The sequence below is a fragment of the Terasakiella sp. genome (assembly GCF_048267425.1).
In the GTDB taxonomy this organism is placed as follows: Bacteria; Pseudomonadota; Alphaproteobacteria; order Rhodospirillales; family Terasakiellaceae; genus Terasakiella.
Genome location: NZ_JBLWXN010000001.1, coordinates 584282 through 600462, shown reverse-complemented (window position 1 = coordinate 600462; position 16181 = coordinate 584282). Strand labels below are relative to the sequence as shown.

The 16181-nt window shown below is 47.7% G+C and carries 19 protein-coding genes; 8 read left to right on the top strand and 11 right to left on the bottom strand.

Annotated features, from left to right (window positions below):
• Nucleotides 1–23: 23 nt before the first annotated feature.
• Nucleotides 24–905, bottom strand: a complete 882-nt coding sequence (locus tag ACN0VA_RS02895; protein WP_417819685.1) for a prephenate dehydratase — start codon at nucleotides 903–905, stop codon at nucleotides 24–26.
• Nucleotides 906–926: 21 nt separating this feature from the next.
• Nucleotides 927–1667 carry a 3-deoxy-manno-octulosonate cytidylyltransferase gene (locus ACN0VA_RS02890; protein WP_417819684.1) on the bottom strand — a complete coding sequence of 247 codons (741 nt, stop codon included), beginning with the start codon at nucleotides 1665–1667 and terminating at the stop codon, nucleotides 927–929.
• A gap of 148 nt (nucleotides 1668–1815) precedes the next feature.
• On the opposite strand from ACN0VA_RS02890, the gene ACN0VA_RS02885 reads away from it, so the two are divergent.
• The 4 genes from ACN0VA_RS02885 to ACN0VA_RS02870 all read left to right on the top strand — a co-directional run bounded on the left by ACN0VA_RS02885 (nucleotide 1816) and on the right by ACN0VA_RS02870 (nucleotide 5202).
• On the top strand, nucleotides 1816–2397 hold the full coding sequence (locus tag ACN0VA_RS02885) for a TetR/AcrR family transcriptional regulator (RefSeq protein WP_417819683.1): 582 nt from the start codon (nucleotides 1816–1818) through the stop codon (nucleotides 2395–2397).
• Between the two features lie 81 nt (nucleotides 2398–2478).
• On the top strand, nucleotides 2479–3003 hold the full coding sequence (locus tag ACN0VA_RS02880; RefSeq protein ID WP_417819682.1) for a peroxiredoxin-like family protein: 525 nt from the start codon (nucleotides 2479–2481) through the stop codon (nucleotides 3001–3003).
• 149 nt (nucleotides 3004–3152) lie between these two features.
• A complete protein-coding gene (locus tag ACN0VA_RS02875) occupies nucleotides 3153–3428 on the top strand; it encodes a putative quinol monooxygenase (protein WP_417819681.1) in 276 nt (91 codons plus the stop codon).
• Nucleotides 3429–3765: 337 nt separating this feature from the next.
• Nucleotides 3766–5202 (top strand): ATP-binding protein, encoded by a 1437-nt coding sequence (locus ACN0VA_RS02870; protein ID WP_417819680.1) that lies wholly within the window; start codon nucleotides 3766–3768, stop codon nucleotides 5200–5202.
• Nucleotides 5203–5223: 21 nt separating this feature from the next.
• Here ACN0VA_RS02870 and ACN0VA_RS02865 read toward each other — a convergent pair whose 3' ends face one another.
• The gene (locus tag ACN0VA_RS02865) at nucleotides 5224–5685 is read right to left on the bottom strand and encodes a MarR family winged helix-turn-helix transcriptional regulator (protein WP_417819679.1); all 462 of its coding nucleotides are present in this window, start codon (nucleotides 5683–5685) and stop codon (nucleotides 5224–5226) included.
• Between the two features lie 88 nt (nucleotides 5686–5773).
• Here ACN0VA_RS02865 and ACN0VA_RS02860 point away from each other — a divergent pair, with 88 nt between their 5' ends.
• Both ACN0VA_RS02860 and ACN0VA_RS02855 read left to right on the top strand, forming a co-directional pair.
• The gene (locus ACN0VA_RS02860) at nucleotides 5774–6436 is read left to right on the top strand and encodes a fumarylacetoacetate hydrolase family protein (protein ID WP_417819678.1); all 663 of its coding nucleotides are present in this window, start codon (nucleotides 5774–5776) and stop codon (nucleotides 6434–6436) included.
• Between the two features lie 3 nt (nucleotides 6437–6439).
• Complete coding sequence (locus tag ACN0VA_RS02855; RefSeq protein ID WP_417819677.1) at nucleotides 6440–6724, top strand: hypothetical protein; 285 nt, start codon at nucleotides 6440–6442, stop codon at nucleotides 6722–6724.
• Here ACN0VA_RS02855 and arsJ read toward each other — a convergent pair.
• Genes arsJ through ACN0VA_RS02840 form a run of 3 tightly spaced genes read right to left on the bottom strand, consistent with a single transcriptional unit; the run spans nucleotide 6706 to nucleotide 9253 of the window.
• A complete protein-coding gene (arsJ, locus tag ACN0VA_RS02850) occupies nucleotides 6706–7980 on the bottom strand; it encodes an organoarsenical effux MFS transporter ArsJ (protein WP_417819676.1) in 1275 nt (424 codons plus the stop codon). The genes ACN0VA_RS02855 and arsJ overlap by 19 nt on opposite strands.
• On the bottom strand, nucleotides 7923–8933 hold the full coding sequence (locus tag ACN0VA_RS02845; RefSeq protein WP_417819675.1) for an ArsJ-associated glyceraldehyde-3-phosphate dehydrogenase: 1011 nt from the start codon (nucleotides 8931–8933) through the stop codon (nucleotides 7923–7925). The genes arsJ and ACN0VA_RS02845 overlap by 58 nt, the downstream gene beginning before the upstream one ends.
• Nucleotides 8934–8938: 5 nt before the next feature.
• Nucleotides 8939–9253 (bottom strand): ArsR/SmtB family transcription factor, encoded by a 315-nt coding sequence (locus tag ACN0VA_RS02840; RefSeq protein ID WP_417819674.1) that lies wholly within the window; start codon nucleotides 9251–9253, stop codon nucleotides 8939–8941.
• Between the two features lie 116 nt (nucleotides 9254–9369).
• Between ACN0VA_RS02840 and ACN0VA_RS02835 the strand changes: the two genes are divergently transcribed.
• On the top strand, nucleotides 9370–9888 hold the full coding sequence (locus ACN0VA_RS02835; protein ID WP_417819673.1) for a nucleoside 2-deoxyribosyltransferase: 519 nt from the start codon (nucleotides 9370–9372) through the stop codon (nucleotides 9886–9888).
• On the opposite strand, the gene ACN0VA_RS02830 is transcribed toward ACN0VA_RS02835, so the two are convergent.
• The 5 genes from ACN0VA_RS02830 to rpoH all read right to left on the bottom strand — a co-directional run bounded on the left by ACN0VA_RS02830 (nucleotide 9863) and on the right by rpoH (nucleotide 15165).
• Nucleotides 9863–11149 (bottom strand): hypothetical protein, encoded by a 1287-nt coding sequence (locus tag ACN0VA_RS02830; protein WP_417819672.1) that lies wholly within the window; start codon nucleotides 11147–11149, stop codon nucleotides 9863–9865. The two genes, ACN0VA_RS02835 and ACN0VA_RS02830, sit on opposite strands and share 26 nt — an antisense overlap.
• Nucleotides 11150–11214: 65 nt before the next feature.
• Nucleotides 11215–12003, bottom strand: coding sequence for an alpha/beta fold hydrolase (locus ACN0VA_RS02825; protein WP_417819671.1), 789 nt, complete (start codon nucleotides 12001–12003; stop codon nucleotides 11215–11217).
• 76 nt (nucleotides 12004–12079) lie between these two features.
• Nucleotides 12080–12442 carry a response regulator gene (locus ACN0VA_RS02820; protein WP_417819670.1) on the bottom strand — a complete coding sequence of 121 codons (363 nt, stop codon included), beginning with the start codon at nucleotides 12440–12442 and terminating at the stop codon, nucleotides 12080–12082.
• Nucleotides 12443–12571: 129 nt separating this feature from the next.
• Nucleotides 12572–14110, bottom strand: coding sequence for a sensor histidine kinase (locus tag ACN0VA_RS02815; protein ID WP_417819669.1), 1539 nt, complete (start codon nucleotides 14108–14110; stop codon nucleotides 12572–12574).
• Between the two features lie 164 nt (nucleotides 14111–14274).
• Entirely contained in the window at nucleotides 14275–15165 is an 891-nt protein-coding gene (gene rpoH, locus ACN0VA_RS02810) for an RNA polymerase sigma factor RpoH (protein WP_417819668.1), read from the bottom strand.
• Between the two features lie 441 nt (nucleotides 15166–15606).
• Between rpoH and ACN0VA_RS02805 the strand changes: the two genes are divergently transcribed.
• Nucleotides 15607–16170, top strand: a complete 564-nt coding sequence (locus ACN0VA_RS02805; protein WP_417819667.1) for a UbiX family flavin prenyltransferase — start codon at nucleotides 15607–15609, stop codon at nucleotides 16168–16170.
• The last annotated feature ends 11 nt before the right edge of the window (nucleotides 16171–16181 follow it).

Sequence of the window (16181 nt, the reverse complement as noted above, 5' to 3'; positions counted from 1 at the left end):
CCGGATTTGATCCGGGTTTTGCTTTATTCATCGGTTATTTTTTGCTGTAAACGGTAGGGGTGTGGCGGATAAACGCCGAGAATTTTAACCGTTTGGGTGAAGAATTCGAGTTCTTCCAAGGCAAGGCGCAGATTACGGTTATCAGGATGGCCTTCGCAATCGGCATAGAATTGAGCCGCAACAAAACTGCCATCAACAATATAGCTTTCCAGCTTGGTAATATTCACGCCGTTGGTGGCAAATCCGCCCAGGGCCTTGAACAGGGCAGCAGGGACGTTGCGAACCCGAAAGACAAAAGAAGTAACGGACATGCCGGCCTTTGGATGCGGGACAATTGCGTCCTTGGACATCACGACAAAACGGGTGGTGTTATGTTCAGCATCTTCAATATCAGCCGCCAGCGATGTCAGTCCGTAAATCTCACCGGCCAGTTCCGAGGCAATAACCGCGCGGGTGGTGTCGCCGGTTTTTGCAATTTCTTTGGCAGACCCGGCGGTATCGACGGCGACGATGGGGGTGATCTTATGTTCCTTTAAGAAATCACGACATTGATTCAACGCATGCACATGGCTGTAAACTTCGGTGACGTCTTCCAGTTTTGTACCGGGAACAGCCAGCAGGTGATGGTTGATGCGTTGATAATGTTCGCCAATGATATGCAAGCCGGATTCCGGTAACAGGTGATGAATGTCTGCAACCCGTCCAGCAACCGAATTTTCAATCGGGATCATGGCGAGCCCGGCTTTACCGTCACGTACCGCGCTAAAGGCATCTTCAAATGTCCGACACGGCATTGTTGTCATTTCGGGGCGTGACATGCGGCATGCCAAATCCGAATAAGCACCATGTTCGCCCTGAAAGGCGATAATTTTGGCCGGATCAACCGGGCGGGACAAATCAGACATTTGTTTTTCTCTACCTATTTCTTATTTAAGCGCATCACGTGCGCGTTCTAAATCCTCGGGAGTATCAACGCCCAAGGGGACGGTGTCAACGAGGGCGACATCAATGCGCATCCCATTTTCAAGCGCACGCAGCTGTTCCAGTTTTTCGCGTTGTTCCAGCACACCGGGGGCGAGATGGACAAAACGGTGCAAAGCGTTCCGGCGGAAAGCATAAAGACCAATATGGTGATAAAGTGGTCCATTGCCGTAAGGGGCGGTGGCACGGGTGAAATAAAGGCCATGTCCAACGTTTGCGCCGTCTTCAAACCCGACCACGGCTTTGACAACATTCGGATTGGTCTTTTCCGATTCTTCACTGATTTCTACGGCAAGCGTGGAAATATCGACAATCTCTTTACCCAATGGGGCGAAAACTTTGCGCACAATTTCGGGGTCCAGTGTCGGTAAATCACCTTGGACATTGACGATCGCGTCATATTTCTCGTCCGGGTCAATGGCTTGAACGGCTTCGTATACCCGGTCAGACCCGCTGGGATGGTCCGGGCGGGTTAAAACCGCGTGGCCCCCGGCTGCAATGACAGCATCGGCAATTTCTTTTTCCGCACAGGCGACAAAAACGGGGCCGATTTTGGCCTCCATTGCGCGGCGCCAAACATGGACAATCATGGGGTCGCCATGAATATCGGCCAACGGTTTGCCCGGCAGGCGTTCCGATGCCATACGCGCGGGGATGATCACGACAGGATTTTTGGGTAAAGACATGGGTTTACACTCATATGATTGGCTTCTTCTTGTTGTTTTAAACCATTTCGCGAAAAGAAGCCAAGTGTAGAATGAAAGACAGCCCTCTTGATTCTGAAAATCTTTTCCTTTATTCTTGAATGATCATTCATTTAATGGATATCAGATTATGGCTCGCCCACGTTCCTTTGATAAAGAAACCGTTCTTACTCAGGTTATGACCTTGTTTTGGGAAAAAGGTTACGGGGCAACGTCGATGATGGATATCCAGAACGCAACAGGCTTGAAACCGGGCTCGCTTTACGACTGTTTTGGGGATAAGCACCAATTGTTCCTGGATGCGATTGAGTATTATCGCAACACGGTCGTGCGGGAACGTCTGGACAAGCTGGCTTCCCCCGGTCCAGCACGACCCAGACTCGAAGAATTTTTCAATGACTTAATCGAATTTTCATTAGGAGAAGGACGAAAACTCGGCTGCCTCATGTCCAACAGTGCGGTGGAAATGTCACAAGTCGACCCACAAATCAAAGGGTTGGTGCAGGATAATCTGGTAGAAATTGCCCAAGCCTTTTGTGATGTGGTGCAGGACGGTCAAACCAGCGGTGAATTTAAAACGAATGAGGCTCCGGAAGATATTGCTCGTTTTCTGGTCAGCACGGTGCAGGGCTTGCGTGTTCTGGCAAAAAGTTCCACCAGCAAGGAAACCCTGACCACAACGACCCGTTTGGCCTTGAAAATTTTAGATTAAGTCGCTGTTCACAAGGATGTGAATTTACAAATTATTTTTTTGACTTATTTTTGAACAATCATTCAATAAAGGAGTTTGAACATGATCACCCCCCGTAAAGAAGTTCCCGACTTTGCTGTTACCTTGATGGATGGATCCACATGGCGCTTGTCTGAACGGTCCCCCGAAAATTTTACCATGATTGTTGTTTATCGTGGTTATCATTGCCCCTTATGCAAAATGTATCTGGGCAAACTGACAAAACTCGTGGACGGTTTGAAGGAACGCGGCATTGATCTGTTGGTGACCAGTTCGGACACACAAGAGCGCGCGCAAATGGCTGTTGAAGAATGGGATATTGCCAATCTTCCCATGAGCTACGGCCTATCCATCGAAGAGGCCCGTAAATTGGGCCTGTTTGTGTCCAACGGGATCGGTGTAACTTCCACAGGTGTTCAGGAACCTGAAATTTTTGCAGAACCGGGCTTGCTGATGGTTCGCCCGGATCAAACACTTTATTTCGCTGACATCCAAACCATGCCGTTTTTACGCCCGGACTTGTCTGGCCTGTTGGCAAATCTGGACTTCATCCTTGCAAAAGGCTATCCGGCACGCGGCGAAGCTTAACGGAGAAACTGCGCCATCTTTTTTTAAGGTGGCGCTTCACCTCTTTCACAGCCTCTACATGTTAGCATCCTTGTGAAAACGAAGGATGGCAAACCATCCCCTTTTTATTTATGGTCACATGATGAATATTGCCGTTGCAAGGAGCGCAAGTGTCTAAAATTATTCTCAAGGGGTTTATCGTTGTATCTGACGAAGATTTACAAGCGGTAGAAGGAGAACTTCCCACACACACCAAGCTTACGCTTGATGAAGAAGGGTGCTTAACGTTCAAGGTCACGAAAAGCGATAGTAATCCCAACAGATTTGATGTTTATGAAGAATTTGTTGATAGAGATGCCTTTAATAAACATCAAAATAGGGTCAAGAGTTCGCATTGGGGAGACGTCACCATAAACGTTGAAAGACACTATGAGATCATTGAGTGACAACTGGATCCCGGCATCAAGCGCGGGATGACGGTTTTGTTTGCTGAACCTTTATACTCATTTTCTAATAGTTCTCTGCCCTGATTGGAAACAAGGGTTTATTGCTCTCGCGTTTGTTGGATTCCTTATTGTATTCACCGTATCTGTGATGGCGATTTTTAGTTTTTTCAAGCTTCACAAGTATTTGATTTATAGAAAAAACTACCAACGGTTTATGAATGGCTATAATCGAGTGCCGAAACAGACTTTCTAAGATCATTGCCTTGCGCTTAGGTAAAAGCTTGCGTATTCTCTTGGCATAATAAAGGTTTAGGAAACAGGTTGGGGCATCTGCAATATGGAAACGTACGGGGTTGAGACGGTCAAAAACCGCTTATTGTTTGATAACCCGTGGTGGGCATTGGATGATCAGGCGCCCCCCAAATTTAAACAACCCTCCAAACGCCTGTTTTTTGAACAATTTGCCCAAAAGGTTGAGCAAGGCGATATGGGGCGTGCGGTTGTTTTATCCGGTCCGCGCCGTGTTGGTAAAACCGTTATGGTCCGCCAGATGGTTGCGCGTTTGATCGAAGGTGGTGCCTCGCCCCGACATGTCTTATTGGCTTCACTGAGTACCCCGACCTATTGGGATGTTGGCTTTTATAAAATTATTGAGCTGTTCCTAGAACGCAACGCTGAAACAGCAGAAGGCAAGACGCTTTATGCTTTTTTGGATGATATGCAATATGTTGCGGATTGGGAAACCGATCTGAAAAAAGTCGCAAAAGATTTTCCACAAGTTCGGATCGTGGCAGCATTGTCGGCGGGTGTTCCGTTGGCAGAAGAAATTGAAGCAAAAGATCCCGGTTACGACGTAGCGGTTTTACCACCGGTCAGTTTTGCAGAATTTTTGCGCTTTCGCGGGCGTGAACAAGAATTGTTTGGCGGTGACCCTGCACAGCACAGGTTGGCTTTTAACCAGTCAAACCTGCCTGCGCTCAATCGTGAGTTAAACTATTACATTAACTACGGTGGTTTTCCTGAGAGTATTCTTGGGAAAATGCAGGGTGCGCCTTCACCGCTTTTTGTACGCGACGGCATGATTGAACGCTTGCTGCATAAAGATACGGCCTCCTTTTTTGGCATTAACGATCTAAAGGGCCTGTCCCATCTTTTTACCTTGCTCGCCTATAATACGGCACTTGAAGTGAGTATTGAAGAACTGGCGCGTGAAACCAAAATTGCCAAAAATACCTTGCGCAAATATCTCGATTTTCTGGAATCTGCTTGGTTGATCCGACGTTTGCATCGGGTGGATAAAAATGCCAAGCGGTTTCAGCGCGCGGTCTCTTTTAAGGTTTATATTACCTCGCCCAGTTGGTATGCCGCCCTTTTTGGCCCTGTTTTACCCAATGACGACATTTATGGACGTCTGGTGGAAACAGCGGTCTATACGCAATGGTTGGGGGCCAGCCAACGTATTTCGGCGCTGACTTACGCCAGTTGGCGCGGGGGCAAGATCGATCTGGTCGGTTTTCAGGATTTGGCGATGCAAAAACAGCGTGCCCCAGAACCCAATCTGGTGATCGAGATGGACTGGAAGCAAAAACTATCCGGTTTTGGTGAGGGACCGCAGACGGTCACAGAATTTGTACGTTTGAATTGTAATGGCGAAGAAGACACCTTGCTGCTGACGCACAATATGGTGCGCACGGGTTATCACCGCCATGTGCGTATTCAATCGGTTCCCGCCAGCCTTTATGCTTATGGTCTGGTCAATGAGCTGCCAGAATAAAGCACCTTTTTCAGATGCAAATTAAAGACCTGCGGCGCTGTTGAGTTTGCGAAGCAGTGTAATCAACTGAACGCTTTCTTCTTCGCTAAGACCACTGGTGGTAACTTTGTCGCTTTCTTTTGCCAGTTCTAACCCGCGTGCATAAACCTGTTGGCCTTCATCGCTGAGGACCAAGGCGTTGGAACGGCGATCCGTCGGGGAGGGTTTACGAATGACAAGACCGCGATTTTCCAGCCCGTCAATGACCGCAACCATTGTGGAACGTTCGACCCCTAAAGACCGGGCAACAGCGGATTGTGACATGCCTTCATTACTGGCGATCAAAGTGAGAACGCCAAATTGGCCGGGTGTGACCTGAATCTCGCCCATAGCCCCTGAAAAGTTGTTGAACGAAGAAACCTGTGCGCGGCGCAGGTGATAGGTCATCAACTCATTTAAAGGGCCAATATTTGTTTTTTGATTTTTCGTACCAAGATCAGACACCAAAAAACCTCTCGGATGGTTTTAGATTAAATGTTATGGATACAAACATATAACCCGTTTACCCGTCTGTCCAGCTTTGGAGTTTATAATGAGTTACGTTCTGCCGCTTTGGACCCCACCTGCGTTAAAAATTGCCGGAACTGTGGATGAATTCCCCATTCGTCGCGTTCATTGTGTTGCAAAAAATTATGGCGAACATATCCGGGAGATGGGCGGGGATCCCCAAAAAGTAAAACCCAAGTTTTTTTCAAAGTCCGCCCATGCGGTTGCAGCAGGCGTGGATGAGGTAACGATTGATTATCCGCGCGCGACAAATGACCTGCATCACGAAGTTGAACTGGTTGTTGCCTTGGGTGAAAATGCCGAGGTCTATGCCTATGGCATCGGAATTGATTTTACCAAACGTGATGTGCAGGCGGTGGCAAAAGAAACCGGTATGCCGTGGGATACCTCGAAAAACTTCACAGGGGCAGCAGCTGTTTCGCAACTGACATTGGCGGACCAATGCGGGGATGTAAGCCGGGGTGCCATTAGTTTGTCTGTGAATGGCGAAGTCCGCCAGCAAGGTGACTTGGGCCAAATGATTTATAATGTGCAAGAAATTATGGCGCATCTGGAAAGTTATGATGCCCTGTTGCCCGGTGATATCATCTTTACCGGAACACCGGCGGGTGTCGGGGCGGTAAAGGCAGGGGATGTTATGACCTGTAAAATCGAAGGTTTACCTGATTTCACAGTGAAGTTGGTATAAGAAATGAAGTTCCTGTTTGTTCTTCTTGCTGTTGGCTTATTGGCGGGGTGCATGACAACGCCAACACGCCATTGGCAGCATAAAACCATCCCGTCTGAACAATGGGGCAGTGATCAACGCCGTTGCCAACGTGCCGCGGAACGTTACCTTGGTCTGGATACAGACTATCACGCTGATCGCGGGCTCAGTGCCTATGATGAACGTATGCGCCAGTTTGAGGTTGGCAAAAAAATGACGCAACTGGTGGGCGATTGTATGCGCAAACGCGGTTATGTTCCTTTGGATTGAAGCGACGGTTTTTTGTTCAACAAGATCATACTGCTGGCTGCAATAAGAACCATTATGGCGGATACACCGAGGCAGGCTTCCAGCCCCGCCCATTGATAAACCAGACCGGACAGTAAGGTGCCGATCAGGCGACCAATTGCGTTTGCCATATAATAAAACCCAACGCTCAGAGAAACCTTGTCTGCATCACTGAAAGAAACAATCAGATAGGAATGCAAAGAAGAATTCACCGCAAAGGCAAGGGCGAAAATCAAAAGACCGCTGATGAGGATCCAGACAATATAATCGGGCAGAAAAAGACAGCCCAACGTCATGGAAACAGGTAAGATCAGCAGGATGAACCCCCAGAGCATTGCGGCTTGCGCTCCGCTTTGGGCATCTGTGGTTTGTTTGCTGAGACGTGGGACGAAGGCTTGAATGATGCCGTAGCCGACAATCCAGGCGGCCATGAAAAAACCAATCTGATTAAAATTCCATCCGAGTTTTTCCGCAAAAAACACCGGAATGGCAACCACAAACCACACATCACGCGAGGCGAACAAAAAGATACGGGCAAAAGACAGGATATTAATTTCACGGGATTTGGAAAAAAGGTCTTTACCCGTGATTTTTGATTTGGCTTTTCCAAGTTCCCCATGAATAAGGTTTAGGGCGATAAGAAGGATAAAACCCAATACACCCGCCATCACCCACAAGGCCAGTTGAAACCCCAATGTTTCCAGTAAAAGCCCACCGAGAAAAAAGCCAATCCCTTTTAAGGCATTTTTTGAACCCGTCAGCAAGGATACCCATTTAAACAGCAAACCTTCGTCAGACACCACCAGTTTGACCGCACTTTTGGAAGACATTTTGGTCAAATCCTTGGCAATCCCGCTCAGGGCTTGTGCGGCCATCACATAGGCAACAGACAAAGACATTGCCCAGTCTGCTTGTAATAACGACAGCATGATCAGAGCAAAAATCTGCACGCTTAGTCCGACAAACAAGGTCAGGCGCAGGCCAAAGCGCGCCCCGATCCATCCCCCGATAAAATTGGTGAGAATGCCCATTGCCTCGTACAGCAAGAATAAGAAGGCAAGGTCTAGCGGGGTATAGCCAAGATGGTGAAAGTGTAACAGGACCAGCATGCGCAACGCCCCGTCACTGAGGGTGAACCCCCAATAACTGGCGGTAACGCAAGCATAGTTTTTTACATCCGTCATGCCTGTTGTGCCATCATCTGTGCGATGTCGACCATGCGTTCGACGTATCCCCATTCATTATCGTACCAAAGATAGACTTTCAAATGGGTGCCATCGACAACCAGTGTCGAGGGACCATCAACAATGGTAGATCGGGGATCGTTGGTGAAATCACAGGACACCAGCGGACGGCTTTCGTATCCGAGAATGCCTTTCAGTTCCCCTTCTGCCGCTTCGGCAAACATGGCGTTGACCTCGTCTGCGCTGACCGTGCGTTTTAATTCAAAGACACAATCGGTCAACGAGGCATTCAGTAAGGGGACACGGACCGCGTGACCATCCAGTTTTCCCTTCAGGTCCGGGTAAATGACAGTGATAGCGGTTGCAGACCCAGTGGTTGTCGGGATCAGGGAGTTCAGCCCCGATCGTGCCCGGCGCAAATCTTTATGCGGGGCATCGACCATAATCTGTGTATTGGTGACATCGTGAATGGTGGTAATGGACCCACGTTCAATACCGATATTTTCATGGATGACCTTAATTGCCGGGGCAATACAGTTTGTGGTGCAGGAAGCTGCCGTGACGATATGGTGTTTTACCGGATCATAGAGATGATGATTGACCCCATAAACGATATTGAGGGCCCCGTCCGTTTTCACCGGGCAAGCGACCAGAACTTTTTTGATCCCCTGATCGAGAAAGGGTTGCAGCAATTCATCTGTGCGATATTTGCCGGAACATTCCAGTAAAAGGTCAATGCCCATTGCTGCCCAATCCATTTTTTCCGGCGTGGTGCTTTCAGAAAAAGACAGAGATTTGCCATCAATGATGATGTTGTCCGTATTATGGGAGATATCGTTGCCCCATGTACCGTGAACGGTGTCAAATTGCAGCAGGTGGGCGGCACATTCCACACCGCCTTTGGGTTCGTTGATATGGACGAATTCCAGATCGGGATTGTTCCATCCGGCGCGTAGAACCAAACGGCCCATACGCCCAAAACCATTGATTGCGACACGCAGGGTCATTTTGTTTATTCCTTTGTTGATCGACAGAGTTCGGGCTGCCCGTTGCAACATTCGTCCGACAGAAAGTCGATCAGGGCAGTCATCGTTTTAAAGTTTGCAACGTAGATAAGGGAGCGCGACTGGCGCGTACGTTCAATCAGGCCGGCATTACGCATCTGGTTCAGGTGATGGGACAAGGTGGAGGCGGTGATTTCGCACGCACCGGCGATATTGCCAGCACTTGCCCCGTCCGGTCCTTGTCGAACCAGATAGCGAAAAATTCTCAGACGTGCCTCGTAAGACAGCGCGCCGAGCATCTCGGTTGCATTATTAATTTCCATATTTCGACAATAATCGAATTAACAAGGAAATCAAATGACATTTTTATGAATGTTTGACGCATGGAAGATGGAGCGTCACACTGCTTTACACAGCCTAGGTTTTGAAAGAACGAGACATGACAATTCGTATTTATTTGGCAGGCCCCGGTGTTTTCTATCCCGATCCGATTGCGCATAGCGAAGAATTAAAAGTGATTTGTGAGCAATATGGTTTGGAAGGTGTTTTTCCTATGGACGCAGGGCTGGATATTTCAAAATTAGGCAAACATCAGGCTGCGCGTGCTATCTACGAGGCCAATATCAAACTGATTGACAGTTGCGCTGGTGTTATGGCGGATATGCAGGCTTTTCGGGGGCCGGGCATGGATGGGGGAACCGCTTTTGAAATGGGATATGCCGTGGCAAAAGGCCTGCCTGTTGTGGGATATAATACACAATCAACATATCTGGCACGTACACGCGACTTTTATAGCGGTCTTGAGAAACGAGCCGGGGATGAAGTGGACTCGAATGGTCTGATGGTTGAAGATTTTGATTTGGTGGATAATCTGATGATGGCTTGTGGGGCGCAATCAATCGTCAGTGATGCGCAAAGCGCCGCCGATCTTCTTAGCCGTTTGTGCGCGGTGGATTGATAAAGGCCATATAAAAACCAAGCATCAGAGCGATCACATTGAGACTGAGCAACGGGCTGTAAAACATCAACGGGTGAGGGGGGCCAATCCCCATATGGGCGCTCAGGATGGTTTGGCACTGAACGGCGAAGGCACTAATAAAGGCCAAGGCAAAAGCGCCGTTGAACGGTTTTCCTCTGATCCACGACCATAGACCGATGAGGCTGGTCACTAAGCTGATGACCCAAAAAGGATAAGACAGCATATTGTCCGATGTCCATATACGACGATAATGGGTCAGTGTAATTTCTAAGAATGCCAGCGGGTCCTGAACAATGCGCGACGATGCGATATCCATGCGAATATCATCAACGGACTTATCAAGCATAAAACCGGCTTGGGTCAGCGCATTGATAGAAAAATTCTCACTTAAATAGTGTTGTTGAGAAAGCAACAGGTTACTGCGTGTTTTAAAATCATCTTCCTGCCAAATCTCATTACGGATGCCTTGAAGGTCTTGTTCTATTCTTTCCCATAAGGTCGTACGCGGGTCTTTTGAAGCATAAGGCGATTGCTGATTGCTGTTCATCAAGGCGGCATTGGCAAAAACGCTGCCTGCTGCCGGCCTGTATTCCTGATCAGTGTGCAGGTTGTGATACGCACTGGCCTCAAACGATATCAAGGCGATAGAGGAAAGAGCGGGCACCAGAAACGCTTTAGCAAAAGAACAATGGTTTTTGCGTAAAAAAAGCACAGGCGCAATAATCAATAAAGGAAGGTAGGCGAGACCAAACGGGCACAGGGCAATGGCGACGCCAATGCTGAGACCAAAGCCAAATAATGCAAAAAAACCGTGTGAGGCAATGGCATGCAGCAAAAAGGCCAAAATCATCAGGCTTGTACTGATAAAAAGCGAGTCCGGCTGGATGACAAAATGTGCGTTCAGGATAAAGGGGTTCAACAAAAGGCACAGCGTGCATAACAAAGCAAAGAAATGATTGGTGCTGACGCGACAGATACCAAGCGCCAATATAAAGACAGCAAAGGCATAAGCCCAGACTTGTACATAGGCAATGTCCATATGTTCGGGCGTAATCAGGCCAATCAGTGCCAGAAAGATAGGATATCCCAGAGAATGAGACGGAGAAAAATCAAAGAAGGCTTGCGATCCTTCAACCATAACCCCTTGGCTTAGCGGAAAGAATGTAAGAAGCAGGGCAATGGTGACAGGCAGGATCGTATGTCCGACGATGGCGCGTATCGTAAGCTGTGATCTGAACATCCTATAACGTTTCCTGCATGTGAAGCTGGAACACTTTGCCTAAAAAAATATTGAAATGCAAGCGATTAGACGATTTTGTTAATGAAATCCTTCATCGCCTGCATAACAGGGGCAGCTGCCTGAAAGTGTGGAATATGTGCACAGTTTGGAACCATAAAAGGGGTCGCGGGCCCAGTTGAATTCTCAACTATAGATTGAACCTGTAACTGGCTGCCATATTCATCATCAATCCCCTGAATGACCAACAAAGGACAAGTGATATTGGCCAGCAGGTTTTCCATATTCCAATGGCGAAATTCGGGCGTGAGCCATGTATCATGCCAACCCCGAAAGGCTTTATCCGTATTGTCGCCGTGATAACGTGCCAGTTTGGTTTTGAGGTCGTCAGTTTTGAAATATATTTTTCCAGCCTCGACAATACCGTCAATCGTAATATCTTCGACAAAAACATGCGCGGCCTCTGTAATGGCAGCACATAGTTTATCGGCGTGGAAGGCTGCATAAATCAACGCAATGGATCCACCGTCACTGTGACCCACCAGCAGCGGATTTTGAATGCCGCCTTGCTCCAGAACGACAGGTAAAATGTCGCGGCCTTCGCGTTCCAGATAGTCAATAGGTCTGGGGACAAGGCCAAGGGGGGAAGACTGACCAAAGCCGATCCGTTCATAGACAAAACCGTTTAGTCCGGTTTCTTGACAGAGTTTTTCGGGAAAATCCTTCCACATTTCAAGGCAACCAAGACCTTCATGTAAAAATACAAGCGTGGGTTTGTCATTGTCTTCGTGCAAAATGATATGTTTGGCCCGCATACGCTGGGTTTGGAATTCAATATCCTGAAAGCTTATGTTCACGGTAGTCCCTGTTAATATAGATTTGATTTATTCGTTACTATATTAACTGTTCGATAGTCGAACAATGTTTTTTTAATTAATGAGCCGTATTTAAAAGATGATCAATGGTATGCAGTAATTTTTTAGGTTCGAATGGTTTGGATAAAGTAGCCGAAGCCCCCAGTGTTTGTGCAAATTCAAGTGGTTCAAAGCGACTGGAGGTGACACCACTCATGGCAATAATCGGAAGGCTGTCTTTTAAGGTCAGAATAAATTGGTAGCCATCTCGTTTGGGCATAAAGATATCGACAAGGGCGACGTGTACACGATTTGCATTTATCTGTTCAAAAGCTTCATCCCCGTCATGGGCGCATAAGGTATCAAAACCGTGGCTTTCAAGATAAAGCTGGGTACTTTCCAATATCATGGGATCGTCGTCTACGATCAGGATTGTGGTCATCGTCGCACCTCTGGGGATTGCATCCTTCTTTAAGTTGGTTGCATTTTGGATTGTTCAATCTTAAGCCGCATCCTTCAAATGGGTTAGAAGGATTCAAAAGTGAGAAGGTTAGATTTGTGCTAAATTACCCTAAATAGCGTAATCCTGATTACCATCATTGAACAAATCCGGCTCATTGGCGGGAAGAGTAAAAAAGAAGGTTGCGCCCTCGCCCAGCGTGGCTTGTGCCCAGATATCCCCGCCATGACGATGAATAATGCGCTGAACGGTGGCCAAGCCAACGCCAGTACCTTCGAACTCTTTGCTGGTATGCAGGCGATGGAACGGGGAAAAGAGTTTTTCCGCATAGGCCATGTCAAAGCCGGCCCCGTTGTCGGAGATAAAATAAACAATATCGCCATCTTGTTTTAATCTGCCGAAACTAATTTCACTCAGGTCTTCGTTTGAGGTATATTTCCACGCGTTCGAGATCAAGTTTTCCAACGCGAGACGGAGAAATCTTTTATCCCCCTGTGCGTGGATATTGGGTTCAATATGAAGTTCCACATCGCGCTGTGGGGTGGCATGCAGCAGATCTTCAAAGATTTCTTGCGCCAGTTTGGACAGATTGACATCATTGCGGTGCAATTCACCACGGGTGCTGCGCGACAGCTTGAGAAGATCGTTGATCAATTGATCCATACGTTCAGTCCCTTTGCTCACCCGGTCCAAATAATGGCGGGCCTGATCATCCAGTTGATCGCCATATTCATCCTGCAAGATATCGCTAAAGCCGGAAATGGTCCGTAACGGGGCGCGCAGGTCATGGGAAACGGAATAAGTGAAGGCTTCCATTTCCTTATTGGCCGCTTCCAGTTCGCTGGTGCGCTGGCGTACCCGTTCTTCCAAGCGTTGATTGAGTAAGGCGATCATCTGTTGTTTTTTCTTCAATTGGCTTTCGGCGTAATAGCGTTGAAGAAGTGTTTCTTGAAATTCCTCCAGAACGGTATTGAGTTTGGTGATGAGCAGACCGATTTCATCCTCACGATGGCCCTTGGGAATGGTAAGCTTTGTCCGCCCGGGGTTTTGAGGGTCAATGCCTGACATGCCGTTTAAGGCCATCATCACAGGCCTACCCAGCGTAAAGTAAAATAAAAATCCGAAAACGATCGCCAAAATGGTGTTTCGTAAAATACCAAGCAAGACAACAAAACCGGCGCGCTGAATGAAATTCTGTGCAATCAAAAATCTGTCGACCTTGACACGCATTTCACCAATAACGGTTTGACGCTGTTCTTTGATATATAATGGAACCGTATATAGACTGGACCCGGCATCCATTAAAGGACCAAGCCATTCCAGATTATGGGTGGTCGTCGGACGTTCTTTAAACGCCAGTTGCCGTCCAAAATCGTCGTTGATTTGGGCAAAGCGAATGGGACGATATTCGAACAAGCCGTTGATGACGCGTGTGGCCAGTTCCTCGTTCAGACCGTAAGCCGCCTGAGCGGCAGATTCTTTGGAAGTATTGAGAACCTGACGAACAGTTTTATCAATATGTTCCTGTTCGGCACGGAAATCAAAAATAATCTGTCCAATGGAAAGGATGACACCTAAACCCAGTGCAGCCAGAATAGCGTTTCGCGTTTGGCGAAAGAACAGCCGTTTCCTCAGCTTGATGTCGTGCATAGCCTCCCCAGACACCTTAAAGGTGTAATGCCCATAATGTGCAGGAAGTGTAAAGCATTAATGTGAGGGGAGCAAATCCATATATTGTGGTAGATATCGCATCCTGCAACGCAGTTGGATACCTACCACAACGAATAGGAGAGGCTGTTGTAAATGTCCCGTGATTAGGTCAATTGCGGGGCAAGGCTATTGCCCAGAATAAATTCTTTGACCTTTTTAAAGGCACGTGCCTCCAATTGGCGAACCCGTTCGCGTGAAATGCCGTATTCCGTCCCGAGTTCTTCAAGGGTCGGCGGTTCTTCGGACAGGTGGCGGCGTTCAAAAATGTCGCGGTCACGCTGGTTTAATTCGTCCAGCGCCTGCCCAACGAGTTCATTGCGCATGGTGTGCATTTGTGTGTCAGATGCAATTTTTTCCGGGCTCGGTCGATCATCTTCCAACAGGTCCTGATGTTCGCCGCCTTCATCAATGGACAGCGGAGCATTCAGCGACATATCGCGTGTGGACAAACGACGGTTAAGGTGCATGACCTCGTCCGTGGTTGCATTCGTTTGTTCCGCAATTGCAGCCGCCTGTTCATCCGTCAGTTCCCCATTGTCGATGATTGACAATTTTCTTTTGGTTCGACGTAACGAGAAGAACAGCTTTTTCTGTGCGGACATTGTCCCAAGGCGCACCATTGACCAGCTTTGCAGAATATATTCTGTCACACTGGCACGGATCCACCACATGGCATAAGTGGACAGGCGGAAGCCTTTTTCAGGTTCGAATTTCTTAACGGCTTTCATCAGGCCCACGTTGCCTTCACTGATCAAATCAGCGACCGGCAAGCCATAGCCTTTATAGCCCATTGCAATTTTTGCAACGAGACGTAAATGGCTGGTCACGAGCTTATGCGCGGCGTCAACATCGCCACTGTCATGGAAACGTTTCGCCAGCATGTATTCTTCGTCCGCGCTCAGGATGGGAAACTTCCAGGCCTCACGCAGATAGGTATTTAAGCTGTCACCGGAATCGCTCGGCAATGCGGGCAGATTTACAGTCGATACGGACATTTGATAACTCCCTATTCTTACAACAGTGACACGCAACTTGATGGTCGAAAAATAAACCTTGTTGTGTGCCGGACACGCTAAAAACGAAGCACGTGTTTTAAAAAATATGTTTGTTGTTTCCGGTGCACTTTATTCATGCACAGGTACAGTAACGTCAGTTTTGCAAGAGGAGAGTGAAGTAGGTCACAGTCATGGTCATATCCTTTTTTAAGCAATACGATTTCATGGTCACGTTTTTGTGATTTCCGCCTTTTGGGCGCAAAATCAACACGAAAAAGCCCTCAAAATAAGCAACTTTCCCGTTATGTTCTCATTTGTAGGGTGTTTTTCTTAAAAAGTCAAGAATAACTCATTTCCCTAGTTGGGTATTTTCTCTATAACTATGGCAAAAGTATGGTTAAATATTCAAACCCTTACCCCGTCTGTTAGAAGAGGTTGAAAATGACATTGCCCTTGGTCGTTGGCATATCGGGTGCATCCGGTGTGATTTATGGCGTGGAACTGCTGCGTGCCTTGAAAGATATCGGGCATCCCACCCATCTGGTTGTCAGTGACAGCGCGCAAATTAATCTGCAATTGGAAACCGATGTGACATTGGATGAAGTCAAAGCCTTGGCCGATGTTGTCTATGATGCCAAAAATATGGGCGCAGCCATTTCCAGTGGATCATTTAAAACCAAGGGAATGATTATTGCCCCTTGTGCGATTAAAACCCTGTCAGGCATTGCCACATCGGACAATTCCAATCTGTTGATCCGCGCGGCGGATGTTTGTTTAAAAGAACGTCGTCGCCTTGTGATGATGGTGCGCGAAACGCCTTTGCATAAGGGGCATCTGGAATTGATGGCGCGGTGTGCAGATTTGGGCGCGACCATTTTACCACCCGTCCCTGCCTTTTATCACAAACCGAAGACCGTACAGGATATTATCCACCAAAGTATCGGTAAGGCACTGGATCAGTTTGATATCGAACATAATTTGTTTGAACGCTGGAAAGGTGTGTAAGTGAGGCCTGC